The following is a 14,562-nucleotide window of genomic DNA, read 5'->3' as shown; positions in this document are numbered from 1 at the left end:
CGAAGCCTAATGGTCATAAAGCGCATTCAGGATCCTTGCGGTTCAGCGACAAAATCCGCTTCGCCAGGGCAATCATCTCCGGGTCGCCGGTGTTCTTTTCCGCCACATCGGAAAGCTTGATCACCGGCAGCCAGCCCTGCCCTTCCGGGCGTGCCTCGACCATCTTCACCACCATGTTCATTGGCTTGACGCCCACATCGTTGGTGAAGTTGGTGCCGATCCCGAACGCCATGCCGATGCGATCCTGACAAAAGGCTTGGATGCGCTCAACCCGTTCCGGCGTCAACCCATCGGAAAAGATAATCGTCTTGCTCAGCGGATTGATACCCAGGCGTTCATAGTGCGCGATGGTCTGGGAGGCAAACTCGAAAGGGTCGCCGCTATCGTGGCGAACGCCATCGAACAGCTTGGCAAACTTCTTATCGAAGCTGTCGTAAAAGGCCTTGGAGGTAAAGGTATCCGTCAAGGCGATACCCAAATCACCGCGATACACATCCACCCAATGCTCCAGCGCCAGGCTATTGGCCATTTTGAAACCAAAGCGGGCACCGTGGAACATAAACCACTCATGGGCGTGGGTGCCGATCGGCTTAACGCCGTGGCGCATGGCCAGCAGCACATTGCTGGTGCCGCTGAACGCCTCGCCGCCATAGTGGCCAAGTGCGCCCACCACGCGGTCGTGAACGTCAAACGAAAAGCGCCGCCGGGTGCCGAACTCGGCAATTTTCAGCCCTAAGCGGCGGTAAAGTTCGATCTTCTCCTGGGCGCGCTGTTCGATTAGCGCATCGGCATCAGGCGTGATCGTTACGCCGCGCACGCGATACCAAAGCTCGCTGATCAGCGCCATCAGCGGCACTTCCCAGAGAATGGTGCGATACCAAGGCCCTTCGATGATCACCGAAAGATCGCTCCCCTGCTGCTCGATAATGACTTCGCTAGGGTTGTAGTGGAACCCGGCGAGGAAGTCGAGGTACGTAGGGTCGAGATAGGGGCAAGTGGTTTCAAGATAGCGCTTTTCGTCATCGCGTAGGCGAAGATCTGCCATTTTATCGACTTCGCGGCGTAGTTCAGCACCGAAGCCGTCAGGAAAAGCGTGCTCGCCACGATTGATAAAGGCGTAGCGCGCATGGGCATAAGGAAAGCGTTTGATCACGGCGTTCTGCATCGTGATCTTGTAGAAGTCATTATCCAGCAGCGATGTCAGCATGAGATCCCATCGTTAGAGTGAACCGAAGCCGCCGGTAGCGTAAACTAAAATGCACCCAAAGTGGCTCGGCGACAAGATTATCAGGTGGCGGGGCTCTCATACAGTTTAGGAGCTGACTTCATGCGTATTACCCAAACACATCGCGCAATCATTCTTTCTGGCGTGAGCGAGTTTATTGGTGATGGTGTAGAAACGCATGTGTTTGGCTCACGACTCGATGATTCCAAGCGAGGCGGCGGCATTGATCTGTTATTAACGTCCAAAACTGCCATATCGCCCCATGCTTGTGACGAACTCAAAGGGGTACTCGAAGAATATCTCAAACTGCCGGTGGCAATTATCACCTATGCATCGGCTGATGAGCCAAGCCCCACCCAAGCAAGCGTCTTAGCCGAAGCGCGCCCGATTGGCTAGGTAGCGTAAACTGAATGTTCCCGGAGTGACTTGGCGTTAGGTTACTAGGTGGCGGGGCTCTAATATATTCAGTGCTAGGCTTTAACAAGCAAGGAGCTATCTTTATGCGTCTTACTCAAGCACAGCGCACCGCCATTCTTTCAGGCGTGCACGAATTCATGGGCACCGATATCAACGTTCATGTGTTTGGCTCGCGCCTTGATGATAACAAGCGAGGCGGCGATGTTGATCTACTGTTGATCTCCCAGACAACGATACCGCTGCTTGCTTGTGCCGAACTCAAAATGGCGCTCGAACAACGCCTCCAACTGCCTGTAGATATCGTGACATATGTCTCGACGGCTGATCCCACACCTTTCCAAGCAATAGCCTTGGCACAGTCGAGCCCGATTGGAAATGAGGAAGCGGCATGAATCAGGACGTTCTTAGCGACCAACAACGCTATCTTGCCCAGCTGCTGGAAGCGATTCAGCGCTGCGCCTGGTTTCTGCAACAGTCACGTAACAAAATCTCTTGGCCGATTGAGGGAGAGTGGCTGGCTGAACATAAAAAAGATGTGGCGCTGTTCGAAACACTTGCCGCCATCAATGAACGGTTTGCCAAGCTGCAAGACTCTATCGCCTCGACTATGCGCCACAGCGCCTTGCTTGCAGGTGAATCCACCGACAGCTTTCTCAAGGTACTTGCGCTGTTTGAAAAACAAGGCGTGATTGACGCAACAAGTGACTGGCAACGCTGCCGCGCCATCCGCAATATCGCGGCACATGACTACTCGACTGACTACGCCCAGATAGCGGAGCACTTCAATCTACTAAACGAACTCACCGATATACTTTTACTGACGTCTCAACGTCTTTTGGCATGGAACGCTGAGCAGCTCCATATCTTCCCAGCCAGCCCTGATTTTTCCGCTGAGTTTGACAGTATCTTCTTATGAGCCAGCCACCAGCCCCTCTCAACCCACTAAGCCTCCCGCTCCACGGCAGCCGACTGATAGAGGCCAGCGCTGGCACCGGCAAAACCTTCACCATCGCGCTGCTCTATGTGCGGCTGGTGCTCCATTGCTTACGGTCAGCGAGGGGAGAAGCAGGGATCTAGTGCGTGATTTCCAACTACTGTGGTCCGGGACCATGGGATGAAATACCTTGGCCTATCGCGCGCATGTCGCACCCCGCCGTGCACTTTTCGCCGTCAAATGATAGTCTCGGCTAGATCGTTGACACTTATCCCATCGAGACTCCCGCATGCTGCAGTCACTCGTGATCAAGAACTACCGTGCACTGGAGGACTTCCAGGTCGAGAAGCTGGGACGGGTGAACCTCGTCGTCGGCAGGAACAATTCTGGGAAGTCCACCGTGCTGGAGGCCCTGCGGCTCTATGCCACCAGCGGCCATCGCACGGTGCTTGAGCAGATCGCCGCGGATCACGATGAGCGCTTCTTCCTCGACGATGAGGCGGAGGCAGGGGAGCTGCCCTTCGAGCACCTGTTTACCGGACGGCGCTTTCCTCAAGGCGGTGACGCCATCGACATAGGTGAGTTGCCCGATCGACAGAGGCTGACCATTCAGCATGTGCTGATTCTGGAGTACGAAGAGCAGACGGTTGACCAAGACGGTGCCACGGTCACACGCAACCGGCGTCGTGCCGTGCCTCCCGCCCAGTTGGCCGATGAGGAGATCGACTCGCTTGTCAGCCAGGGGCTTTTATTGCACAAGGGGCAGAAGTCCACCCTTCTGGATTTCCAGAAGATGAATGGGGTCATCGGATCGCGCATGCGTGGCCCGGAGCTAGCGGACACCTTGCCCTGCAGCTATATCCCAACCCGCTTCGTGGACATGGATGAGTTGGCGGCCGAGTGGGATCAGGTGGCCCTGACCGATCATGAGGAAACTTTGAAGTCCGTGCTGCGGATCATCGCACCGGAATTCGAGGATCTGGCGTTCGTCAGCAAGGATGACCGCTATTCACGCCGCGAGCCCTCGGGTAGCTGGCAGCGACGCCGACAGGCTCAGCGCACGGCCAAGGTGAGGCTGCAGGGCTTCGAGGAGCCGGTGCCGCTCAGCAGCATGGGGGATGGCATGCTGCGCCTCCTGCAACTGGTGCTGAAAATGTTCCCTGCCAAGGGGGGGATTCTGCTGATCGACGAGTTCGAGAATGGGCTGCACTACAGTGTGCAGAAGAAGGTATGGGATCTGGTGTTCGAACTGGCCGAGCGCCTGGATATCCAGGTGTTTGCGACGACACACAGTTGGGATTGCATCCAGACCTTCGCCCAGTCTGCTCTGGATCACTCATCTACTGAGGGCGTGCTGTTCCGGGTGGGCAAGAGCGCTCGCAAGAGCGATGTCGGCAAGACCATCGCCACGGTTTTCGATGAAGATCGGCTCTACCAGATCACCGAAGCCGATATCGAGGTGCGGTGATGGCGGTGAGTGATCATATCCTGCTGGTCGAGGGCGAAGCGGACCGCGGATTCTTCGAGGCGCTTTGCCGCTCACTGAATCTAGATACTCACGTGGAAGTAGCGCCGCCGCGGCGATTCGGTGCCAATCGAGACACCAAGCAGGCGGCACTCCATACCCTGCCGACGCTGCTCGAGAACCTGATTGATCGCGAGGATGGTAGGCTGGCCGTGGTGCTGGATGCCGATAGCCATGTGCATGGCGGTGGCTTCGAGCGGACCGTCAGGCAGTTTTCTAATGTTGTGGGTGAGTATGGCTATCGACGAAGAACCACTGGGGCACGGTCGCCGGACGGGCTGCTATTCAGTCATGATGATGGCTTGAACGATCTGGGGCTCTGGGTTATGCCCAACAATGCCGATGAAGGTATGCTGGAACACTGGATGGCCCAATGCCTGACGGCAGCCGAACGACCGTGGTTCGATCATGCCATTCGGGTGATCGATGAGCTGCCTTGGCCTGCCAAGTTCAAAGCGCTACGGCGCCCTAAGGCCGAGGTAGCGACCTGGCTGGCTTGGCAGGGGCGACCTGGTGAAGGGCTGTACTATGCCGTTGAGGCCGACCTTCTGGACGGGCAGAGTGCCCTGCATGCGGGTCTGAACACCTGGCTTGAAGCCGTCTATCGCTAATATACCCTGACATTTAAGTATCCTTTTTCAAAAAAAGCCGTTCTCAAAACTCTAAACCTGATCAATATCACCTTAATGTTGAAACAACCTTCTTTCAGTATCAGTAACTGTCGGATCCCGGATGATTAACTACCCGCTTGGTAAATAGCTCTGGCTTTTTGGCCTGCCATTCTTTTATTGCTGTAATCGGTGCCTGGTGGTGCAGCTCTATTGCACGGGACACCAGCAGCTGCCAGCAGGCCAAAAAACGCCGGGCAGATCAAGGACGAGGTGCCGCCTCTGCTTGAGCAGTTGGGTATTGACCCGTAAGCGTTCATTGTTGCTTGACATCCTTACTCAAGCAAGTAGTCACCACACGCAGCCTGACGGTATGCGGCGCGTCAGGCACGCCATTTGCGTGGCATACGAATGGCTCGGCAAGTGTTTGAACACCGGGCGGCCTAGGTTAATAAATATCTCCTCAATCCGGCTGTAGAGACAGCAGTTCTTCTAAAACAACCAGCCCTCCCAGGCATAGCGTAAGTCAGTGCAAGCAGTGTTCAGGATGCGCCGCTCTTTAGCACAGCGTGATAGCATTATCTGAAGTGTCCATGATTCAGTGGGACACAACAGGCAAATAGCGAGCGAGCGTGCAGCATGACCCAACCCACCCCACTCAACCCATTCACCCTACCGCTTCACGGCAGCCGACTGATAGAGGCTAGCGCTGGCACCGGTAAAACTTTCACTATCGCCCTGCTTTACGTGCGGCTGGTCCTTGGTGGCCACAGGGTTGATGATGACACCGCGTTTATCCGCCCGCTCACGCCGCCGGAAATCCTGGTCGTCACCTTCACCAACGCCGCCACCCAGGAGCTACGCGAACGCATCCGCAACCGGTTGGTAGAAGCAGCGGATGTGTTTCGAGCTGAGGACGTAGACGAAGGGGCAGATCCACTACTCCTCCAACTCCGCGACCAATACGACCCCGCTACCTGGTCCGCCTGCTCGCGGCGCCTGGCGCTGGCCGCGGAATGGATGGACGAAGCCGCGGTTTCCACTATCCACAGCTGGTGCTACCGCATGCTGCGCGAACACGCCTTCGACAGCGGCAGCCTGTTCTCGCTCAACCTGGAGAACGACCAGCGCGAGCTGGAACAGGAAGTGGTGCGCGACTACTGGCGCAGCTTCTACTACCCGCTAGACAGCGACGCCCTCGGCATTGTCACCCGCTACTGGAAATCACCGGACGACCTTCACGCCCCGCTGCAACGGCTACTGCCCGAAAGCGAAGCGCTGGGCGACGAAAAGCCCGAACCCAGCGAGACTCTGGCCGCCACCCAGGCCGAACGCGCCGCAAAGCTCAACGAGCTCAAAGCCCCCTGGCCCGCCTGGCTGGACGAACTGGTGCCCGCCCTGGAAGAGGCCGCCACACGCAAAGCCTTCAAGGGCCAAAGCTTCAACGCCAAAAGCCGCGCCAACTGGCTAGGCGCACTACGCGAGTGGTGCGACACGGAGGCCGACCGCCCCGCGCTCACCGACGCCGCCTGGAAACGCATGACGCCGGACGGCATGGCGGATATCTGGAAAGACGGCGCACCGCCCTGCCCGCAAGCGTGGGAAGCGCTGGCACAGCTACCCAAAGCGCTGGATGCCCTGCCCGAGCCACGCAACGACCTGCTGATTCACGCCGTACAATGGTGCCGCGCCCGGCTGGAGCGCGAACAGGAGCGCCGCGCCGAGATGGGCCCCAATGACCTGCTCACCCATCTGGATCGCGCCCTGAAAGGCCCCAACAAAGAGGCCCTGGCCGCGCAGATCCAGCGCCAATTCCCCGTGGCACTGATCGACGAGTTCCAGGATACCGACCCGATCCAGTACCGCATCTTCAACGCGGTGTATGACGTCGCAACGCCCCGCCGCGACAGCGCCATCCTGCTGATTGGCGACCCCAAGCAGGCCATCTACGCCTTCCGCGGCGCGGATATCTTCACCTACCTGCAGGCACGCCAAGACACCGATGGCCGCCACGTCACGCTGGGCACCAACTTCCGTTCCAGCCGCGCCATGGTGGCAGCGGTCAACCACTGCTTCAGCTACGCCGACCAGCACGATGCCGGCGCCTTCCTGTTCCGCGATGACGGTGGCGGCAACCCGCTGCCGTTCAACCCCGTCAACGCCAAAGGCACCAAGGATACGCTGATACTCAAAGGCAAACCGCTACCCGCGATGACCCTTTGGCCGCTTGAAAGCGACGAGCCGCTCTCCAAAACCGCCTACCAAACGGAGATGGCCGAGCGATGCGCCTCGCACATGGCCGAGCTTTTGGAAGCTGGCCGTAAACAGCAAGCGGGTTTTGCGAAGGGCTTTGCGAAAGCCGCTGATGACAGAGGCGATAACGAAGAGCAATCACTCACTCCGCTGGCGCCCTCAGACATGGCCGTGCTGGTCAACGGCCTGCAGGAAGCCCGGGCGATTCGGCTGGCGCTGGCCAGCCGAGGCATCAAGAGCGTCTACCTTTCCGATCACGACAAGGTGTTCAGTTCCCCCATTGCCCCGCAGCTAGCCATTTGGCTGCGCGCCTGCGCCGAGCCCCAGGCCAACTCCCGCCAAGCGGAAGCCAAGCTGCGCGCCGCCCTGGCAACGCCGGTAATGGGGCTGAGCCTTGACGCACTTGACCACCTCAACCAGAGCGAGCTGGCCTGGGAAGCGCGGGTCGAGCAGTTCAGCGACTACCACCGCCTGTGGCAGCGCCAGGGCGTACTGCCGCTGGTGCGCCGATTGATGGTCGATTTTGATATCGCCGCGCGGCTGTTAGGCGAGTTCGCCGAGGGTGAGCGTTTGCTAACCGACCTGCTCCACCTGGGCGAAATGCTGCAGCACGCCAGCCAGGAACTGGATGGCGAACACGCGCTTATTCGCTTTCTGGCCGAAGCCATTGCCGACCCCGATAGCCACGGCGATAGCCACAAGCTACGCCTGGAGAGCGACGCCGACTTGGTCAAAGTAGTGACCATTCACAAATCCAAGGGGCTGGAGTACCCGCTGGTGTTCCTGCCGTTTATCGCCAACCACCGCCCGGTCAGCGACACTGACCTGCCGCTGCGCTGGCACGACAGCGACGGCACGCTGCAACTCAGCCTGAGCGCCGATGAAGCCACGCTGGCCACCGCCGACCGCGAACGCCTAGGCGAAGACCTGCGCAAACTCTACGTCGCGCTCACCCGCGCCCGCCACGCCACTTGGTTGGGGCTGGCGCCGCTAAAAGGCAGCGAGAACAGCGCCATTGGCCACCTAATCAACGGCGGCAAGGCCATTGCCCCCAGCGCGTTTACCCACGCGCTTGGCGAACTGGTGAAAGGCAGCGATATCGATTTAAGTGCCGCCCCGGAACTCACCTCGCTGCGCTTCACCCCAGCGCCGGAGCAGCAGGCACTGGGCAACGCCCGCACCCCGCTGCGCCCCGCCCGTGAACAGTGGTGGATCGCCAGCTACTCGGCGCTGCGCACCTCAGGGGCTGTCTCAGAAGTTATGCACGGCGCGGCGCAGCCAACGCCCACGCCGGAACCCACCACGCCCCAGGAAGCCACCACCCTGGAAGTGCTGGATGAGCCCCACGACAACGCCATCAACACCGAAGCGTTTCACCTGCACCGGTTTCCGCGTGGCCCAGGACCAGGAACGTTTCTGCATGGGCTTTTAGAGTGGGCAGGCCAGCTAGGCTTTAACAAAGCACTAGAAGCCCCCGCCGCACGGGAAGACATGCTGCGGCGGCGCGTGCAGCTGCGCGGCTGGCAGGCATGGCACGACACTCTGACAGGCTGGCTTGAAGAACTGCTCGCCACGCCGCTTCCCCTGCCCCTTTCAAAGCCCAGCGAGGGAGATCAGGTGGCGCTATGCGAACTCGAAAGCTATCAGGTGGAACTGGAGTTCTGGTTTGCTGCGCACCAGGTACAAACGCGCAAGCTGGATGAGCTGGTAAGTAACCACTTACTGCCAGGGGTATCACGCCCCGTCTTGGACGCCGACACCCTCAACGGCATGCTCAAAGGCTTTATCGACCTCGCCTTTGAGCATGGAGGCCGCTTCTACGTGCTCGACTGGAAATCCAACTACCTGGGCAGCGACGACAGCGCCTATACGACGGAAGCCCTGCGTAACGCCATGCTTGAAAAGCGCTACGACCTGCAAGCCGCGCTTTATCTGCTTGCGTTGCACCGGCTACTCAAAGCGCGCCTGCCCGACTACGACCCGCACCAGCACCTGGGCGGTTCGATGACCGTATTTCTGCGCGGCAGCCGCACCACCGCCCGCGGCGTTCACGCCGTGCCTGCACCGGTAGCGCTGATCGAAGCGCTGGATGCACTCTTTACCGGCACAGCGGCAGAAACTGCAGCACCCCATCAGGAGTCGGTAGTATGAGTAAGCGTGACTTAGCCTCCAAGAACAGCGCCATGAACCTTGACCTGTTCGCCGATGACGCGCCGCCGGCGGCACCTGATTCAACCGCATCGGCAACACCACCGACAGAATCAGCCGCCCAGCCGCACCCCGCGCTAAGCGACACCGCCGCGCTATTCCTACTGTGTGAACGCTGGGTTTCCCGTGGCTGGCTGCGGGATCTGGATCTGGCCCTGGTGCGCTTTCTCGACCGCGAAACCCAAAATGCCCCGCCGCTGCTGTTGCTAGGCGCGGCGCTTGCCAGCCACCAGCTTGGCCGTGGCCATGTGTGTCTGGATGTAGCCGCGACGCTGGAAGCCCCGGATTTTGCGCTTTCGCTGCCGCCGGAAGGCGACGACCTAAACGACCCGCCGCCGCTACCCAGCCATGTGCTGGCCACGCTAACGCTGCCCGAATGGCAGGCCGCGCTCAACCACCCCACACTGATCAGCGACGGCCCCGGCAATACACCGCTGGTAGTGAGCTACAGCGGCAACACCAGCAAACTCTACCTACGCCGCTACTGGCAATTCGAGCAAACCCTGCACCAAGAAATCGCCAACCGTCTCACAATAAAGGATGGCGATGACCTTTGTAGGAGCCCAATTCATTGGGCGATGGGTGACGATAGTCACCCCCAAATACTCAAAGATGCCCTAGATACCCTATTCCCCGCCACCAACACCCTAGATTGGCAAAAAGCAGCCTGCGCCCTCGCCGCCCGCAGCCCGTTCGCAATCATCACCGGCGGCCCCGGCACCGGCAAAACCACCACCGTGGTGCGCCTACTGGCCCTGCTGCAAACCCTGCAATTGGCCCAGCCCAACGCCCACCCGTTACGCATTCGCCTAGCCGCCCCCACCGGCAAAGCCGCCGCACGGCTAAATGAATCCATCGCCGGGCAGGTGGAACTGCTACCCACAGAGAAACTTGCCGCCTTGTGGGAGGGAGCATCAGCTTTGGTTCGACACTTCGACGACGATTCAAGCACCGCCCAACTACAAGCAGCCATCCCCACAGAAGTCACCACCCTTCACCGCCTACTTGGTGCAAGAGCCGACACCCGCCACTTCCGCCACAACGCCGCCAACCCGCTGGCGCTGGATGTGCTGGTGGTAGATGAAGCCTCGATGGTGGATATCGAAATGATGACGGCGCTGCTCAGCGCCCTGCCCGCCAGCGCCAAACTGGTGCTGCTGGGGGACAAAGACCAGCTGGCATCCGTGGAAGCAGGTGCCGTGCTGGGCGACCTGTGCCGCCGCGCCGACGCCGCCCACTACACCCCCGCCACGGCGCAGTGGCTAGCCGAACTCACCGACCACCCGCTGCCGGAGGCATTAATCGACCCGGACGGCCAGCCGCTGGACCAAGCTATTACCATGCTGCGGGTAAGCCACCGCTTTACTGAAACAAGCGGCATCGGCCAGCTCGCCCAGGCGATTAACCAGCCGTTAAGTGAGGCATTGCGGGAACGGGATAAACACCAAGCCGTGCATGGCGTACTGAATAACGGCTACGCCGACCTGCACCATTTAGTGTTGAAGCCAGACGCACAAAACGAAGACAGCGCCCTGGAGCGCCTGGTGATCACCGGCAACCCGCAACGTTTTCCAAACGCAGGCGAAGGCCGCACCAATTTCAAGTGCGAGCCAATTGCACCGCCCACCGGCTACCAGTTCTACCTGAATACCCTGGCGAGTAAACGGCCTGATACATCGCTAGCGTTTGAAGATAACGGCGACGCTTACGATACCTGGGCGAAGGAAGTACTTAAGGCTTACAGCCGCTTTCAGCTGCTATGCGCACTCCGCAAAGGCCCCTGGGGAGTAGAAGGCTTAAACCTGCGCATCGCCAAAACATTGCGCCGCGAAAAGCTGCTGTTTGGCAACGACCACACGTTAGAGAAAGGCTGGTTCGAAGGCCGCCCGCTGCTGGTCACCCAAAACGACTACGGCCTGAAACTAATGAATGGCGATATCGGCATCACAATGGCAGTACCTGATCCACGCTCTTCAGCAGGAGCGCCAGGAAGATCGCTCTTAAGAGTCGCCTTTCCGACCAGCGACACAGAAAACCCAATCCACTGGGTGCTGCCTTCCCGCCTACACGCGGTAGAAACCGTGTTCGCGATGACAGTACACAAATCCCAAGGCTCCGAGTTTCAGCACACCGCCCTACTGCTACCGCAAACGCCCAATCCGATTCTCACACGCGAACTGGTGTACACCGGCATCACCCGCGCCCGCGAATGGCTCACGCTAATCGAAGCTAAGCGTGGGATATTGAATGATGCGGTGACTAGGGAGGTTATGAGGGTTAGTGGGAAGGATTAACGGCCAAAGTCAACGACGCGCAACGCAGGGTAAGGTGCGTCCAAGTTTAAGCTCTTATTAGCGCTTATCCCGATCCTTATATGGTTCGCGGTATGGTTCATTAGCTATCCAGCACAGAATTTTTTTTGCAGTAAATTTCCCTCGCGGGCGGTTCGAGACAACGGCGACAGTAATGAAAACTCCAGAAAGCCAGAAGGCTAGGTGCCTGGCTATAAGCAATTCGGCTCCCAGGTCAAATACCAACGCCGTAAAAAAAATAATTAACCCAAAAACGAAACTTGCTAGAGCAAGAGTTTGAGGGCTAATCCGCGTAGTCGATTCCTGCTTTACCCGCTCCCAGTCGTGCTTTAATAGATATGCTACCCTATCCATAAACTCTTGAAAACTTGCCTGCTCCCAACTGCCAGGGATCTGTTTTAGAGCACGAATGATATCGAGATCATCTTTGTCGTATGGGTTAAGCAAGACCACTAGCTGGGCCTCGATACTAGCAACACTATTGGAGTTTCTCGCCTCAAAAGCGGACTCTGTCTCAGATACTAAAGCTCGCAACTTATCCCGCCACGCCTTACGTTCCTTAATGATGTTATCAACCACTGCGCTCTTATCACTCTGCGCCTTCGCAAATAGCGCCGTGATTAATGAGGCCGCAACTGCGGACCCAAGTAAAGCGATTAAAATTTCGCCAGAAACCAAATACCACTCTCCTCTGACACTAATAGCCGCAACAAGCGCAGCATTATAAAAAGGGCATAGCTGAAAGAAAAAAGAAGTTGCTATGCCTGCAGTTGTTGTGTGCTACCATTTCCCTGGATCCGTGCTGTAGTCAGTATCCCTTACGCGCCTAAGCTCATTAAAAGTCTTTGGCAGCATCCTCATAATTTCTTCTGAGGTCTCGCTAAAAAACGGCAGCCCAAAATTGCTTCGCATTCCTTCTTGCCAGTCATTCCAGGTGCTCCTACGGACTCGCTTAGCTTTGCGAAGGAAAATCTGTTCATTGCAAAGATCCATATAATTATAGATCTCATTAAGTGCTTCGGCTTTTTCATTGTCACTCATATCGATTCCAACCAAAGCTTTGTATGGAATTCTTCGGGTAATCTCTCTGTATTCCTTCGAGATAGAATCTTCAAAAGTAGTAACCGCCTGCGTTGCAGTTCTCCACAACTGAATCATAGCAATAGCAACGCCGAACGAGGTTACATATGGTACTAAAAAAACAAACTCTTTCAATATTTCAATCATACCCATATCTCTCAGCGAGGTGGATAAGGGTGTCAAAATTAAAGCTAAACATATAATCTTTAAGCATCAAATATCAAACCTTTCTCATATTCAGCACCACTTTTATCAAATCTTTTCACTAAATGATAGTCTTCATTGTTGAGGCAGTTAGCTAAATCATTATCGACTACAATAATTTGATACTTTATTTCATGCTTATCAGACAGCTTCTTAACATCTACTATTTGCTTATAAATTTCTTCATAAACAGCTGGATCTGAAACATTATCTTCAACACTCTTAACCCTAGCATACCGACCAATATTTTGACCTGGAGTATCAAGCATTAAGAAGGTAGGCAAATTACCACCATTCTTAATTAGATATCTTAATCTTGATAGATATAGATTAACTGACATTATCGTTCTTACACCACCAGATGAAATCTTGGCATATGTTCTATCTCTAAAGACAGGCATGAATTTTTTATCTATAGTGGAACCATAGTTATTAGATAATTTAGAATGACTCATAAGGTATCTGAACTCACCTGCGATACCATAAATAATATCGTCAATATTTTTTAACTCTTCCTCCATACCTTTTATCGACTCTTTAATAAAAAATATTGTCTTTTTTAAGTTGGCAGCTTCTTTAACTGACTCATCAAGCTTTTTTTGAAGCTTAATATTTTTCTCGGCACTAGCAAGCTTTGTGTACACAAGCTTTTTACTATTGTGCATGGTATTAATAGTTTCTACTAATGGCGATATAATAAGAACATTATCCCTATCAAACTTACCTCTTATGCTTGAAATAGTTACCTCCAACTCTCTCATATCAGCGTTTAAGCTGTCCTGGAGGTTATACAGCCTTTCTAGTGATGTTTTACACCCTACTATCCTATTTCTTAATGATCTAATTTCATTTTCGACTTCTTCTTCTGTTAAGACGGGAGAATCAATACTTAATTTAGATTCGCACAATGGGCACTCAAAAGCTCCCTCATGTGTAAATTCGACTTTATGCTTCTTAAATTTTTTCGAAGCATCTATACATTGCAAATCATGTTCATAGGTATACTTCAAACGAATCAGACTATTTATTTTAACATTATTTTCCTGGTACTTTTCCTTCGTCTTCTTTAAGAAAATATCTAGCTCGCTCAACTCTCTCTTAAACTCTTTCGATATATAGCTAGCTTCGTTTTTTTCATTTATCAACTTTTCTATCTCAGCATTAATACTTCCAACACTATTTTTTAAATCGTAAAAATCATCTTCACTTACATTTAAAGAATCCGTAGACCTTAAGAAATCACGAATACTATTATTTCTTTCATTTAACACATTGTATCTTTTAGTATTAACCTGCAACTCAAGATTCAATTCAGATAACTGATCATCGTGCACACCATATATAAATTTCTGTACTTCTACATTTTTATTCAGAACAGCGCCATTAGAGGCATCCATTAAATTCTCGCTAGCAACCTTTTTTTGCTTCAGATAAAGCAGTTTCATAAGATCTCTAAAGCTTAACCTATATGCACTTGAATCATCTCTTACTTTTGACTCTTTAATTTTCACTTTTGGTATGTTTAGATTTTCGAGTATCAAATCTGACACCCATCCATCAGGTTGTTCTATACTAGGATCAGAGCTGCAAAGTTTAGGATAAACAGAGTCAATTTCATCCATAGCACTATTGTAAACTTTTATAACATTATCACTATCATGTAAGTGACTCACTATAAATTTTCTTATATAAAGAGCACTTGTTCCCCCAGTCTAGGACCCCCTCATGACAAGGCTCTTTATCGCACTCACACCTAATGAGCAGCAGGTGCTAAGTGAGGCCTACCAGCGTGGCGA

11 protein-coding genes and 2 pseudogenes are annotated in these 14,562 nt (G+C 54.8%); 8 read left to right on the top strand and 5 right to left on the bottom strand.

What is annotated here, in order from left to right:
• Positions 1-13: 13 nt before the first annotated feature.
• Positions 14-1,207: a nicotinate phosphoribosyltransferase gene (gene pncB / locus RZA33_RS16030; RefSeq protein ID WP_317508713.1), complete on the bottom strand. Its 1,194-nt coding sequence runs from the start codon at positions 1,205-1,207 to the stop codon at positions 14-16.
• 120 nt (positions 1,208-1,327) lie between these two features.
• On the opposite strand from pncB, the gene RZA33_RS16025 reads away from it, so the two are divergent.
• From RZA33_RS16025 to RZA33_RS16005, 6 genes and pseudogenes are all read left to right on the top strand, one after another.
• Complete coding sequence (locus tag RZA33_RS16025; RefSeq protein ID WP_317508712.1) at positions 1,328-1,621, top strand: nucleotidyltransferase domain-containing protein; 294 nt, start codon at positions 1,328-1,330, stop codon at positions 1,619-1,621.
• A gap of 104 nt (positions 1,622-1,725) precedes the next feature.
• Positions 1,726-2,034, top strand: a complete 309-nt coding sequence (locus RZA33_RS16020; RefSeq protein WP_317508711.1) for a nucleotidyltransferase domain-containing protein — start codon at positions 1,726-1,728, stop codon at positions 2,032-2,034.
• A complete protein-coding gene (locus RZA33_RS16015; RefSeq protein ID WP_317508710.1) occupies positions 2,031-2,558 on the top strand; it encodes a hypothetical protein in 528 nt (175 codons plus the stop codon). The genes RZA33_RS16020 and RZA33_RS16015 overlap by 4 nt, the downstream gene beginning before the upstream one ends.
• Positions 2,555-2,680: pseudogene (locus tag RZA33_RS19935) on the top strand (UvrD-helicase domain-containing protein); the annotation flags it as partial. The gene RZA33_RS16015 and the pseudogene RZA33_RS19935, both read left to right, overlap by 4 nt.
• Before the next feature lie 185 nt (positions 2,681-2,865).
• Positions 2,866-4,044 (top strand): AAA family ATPase, encoded by a 1,179-nt coding sequence (locus RZA33_RS16010; protein ID WP_317508709.1) that lies wholly within the window; start codon positions 2,866-2,868, stop codon positions 4,042-4,044.
• A complete protein-coding gene (locus RZA33_RS16005) occupies positions 4,044-4,712 on the top strand; it encodes a DUF3226 domain-containing protein (RefSeq protein ID WP_317508708.1) in 669 nt (222 codons plus the stop codon). Before RZA33_RS16010 ends, RZA33_RS16005 begins: the two co-directional genes overlap by 1 nt.
• Positions 4,713-4,812: 100 nt before the next feature.
• Here RZA33_RS16005 and RZA33_RS16000 read toward each other — a convergent pair.
• A pseudogene (locus RZA33_RS16000) lies at positions 4,813-4,917 on the bottom strand (IS481 family transposase); the annotation flags it as partial.
• Positions 4,918-5,348: 431 nt separating this feature from the next.
• Between RZA33_RS16000 and recB the strand changes: the two are divergent.
• Both recB and recD read left to right on the top strand, forming a co-directional pair.
• A complete protein-coding gene (gene recB / locus RZA33_RS15995) occupies positions 5,349-9,113 on the top strand; it encodes an exodeoxyribonuclease V subunit beta (RefSeq protein WP_317508707.1) in 3,765 nt (1,254 codons plus the stop codon).
• Positions 9,114-9,145: 32 nt separating this feature from the next.
• Positions 9,146-11,464 (top strand): exodeoxyribonuclease V subunit alpha, encoded by a 2,319-nt coding sequence (gene recD / locus RZA33_RS15990; protein ID WP_416337878.1) that lies wholly within the window; start codon positions 9,146-9,148, stop codon positions 11,462-11,464.
• Positions 11,465-11,521: 57 nt separating this feature from the next.
• Here the strand turns inward: recD and RZA33_RS15985 are convergent, their stop codons facing one another.
• From RZA33_RS15985 to RZA33_RS15975, 3 genes are all read right to left on the bottom strand, one after another.
• The gene (locus RZA33_RS15985; RefSeq protein WP_317508705.1) at positions 11,522-12,160 is read right to left on the bottom strand and encodes a hypothetical protein; all 639 of its coding nucleotides are present in this window, start codon (positions 12,158-12,160) and stop codon (positions 11,522-11,524) included.
• Positions 12,161-12,262: 102 nt separating this feature from the next.
• On the bottom strand, positions 12,263-12,709 hold the full coding sequence (locus RZA33_RS15980; protein ID WP_317508704.1) for a hypothetical protein: 447 nt from the start codon (positions 12,707-12,709) through the stop codon (positions 12,263-12,265).
• Between the two features lie 59 nt (positions 12,710-12,768).
• Complete coding sequence (locus RZA33_RS15975) at positions 12,769-14,439, bottom strand: hypothetical protein (RefSeq protein ID WP_317508703.1); 1,671 nt, start codon at positions 14,437-14,439, stop codon at positions 12,769-12,771.
• Positions 14,440-14,562 lie beyond the last annotated feature (123 nt).

Source organism: Halovibrio sp. HP20-59 (genome assembly GCF_033052795.2).
Taxonomy (GTDB): Bacteria; Pseudomonadota; Gammaproteobacteria; order Pseudomonadales; family Halomonadaceae; genus Vreelandella.
The sequence above is the reverse complement of the archived record's forward strand: the minus strand, read 5'-3'. Positions and strand labels throughout refer to the sequence as shown.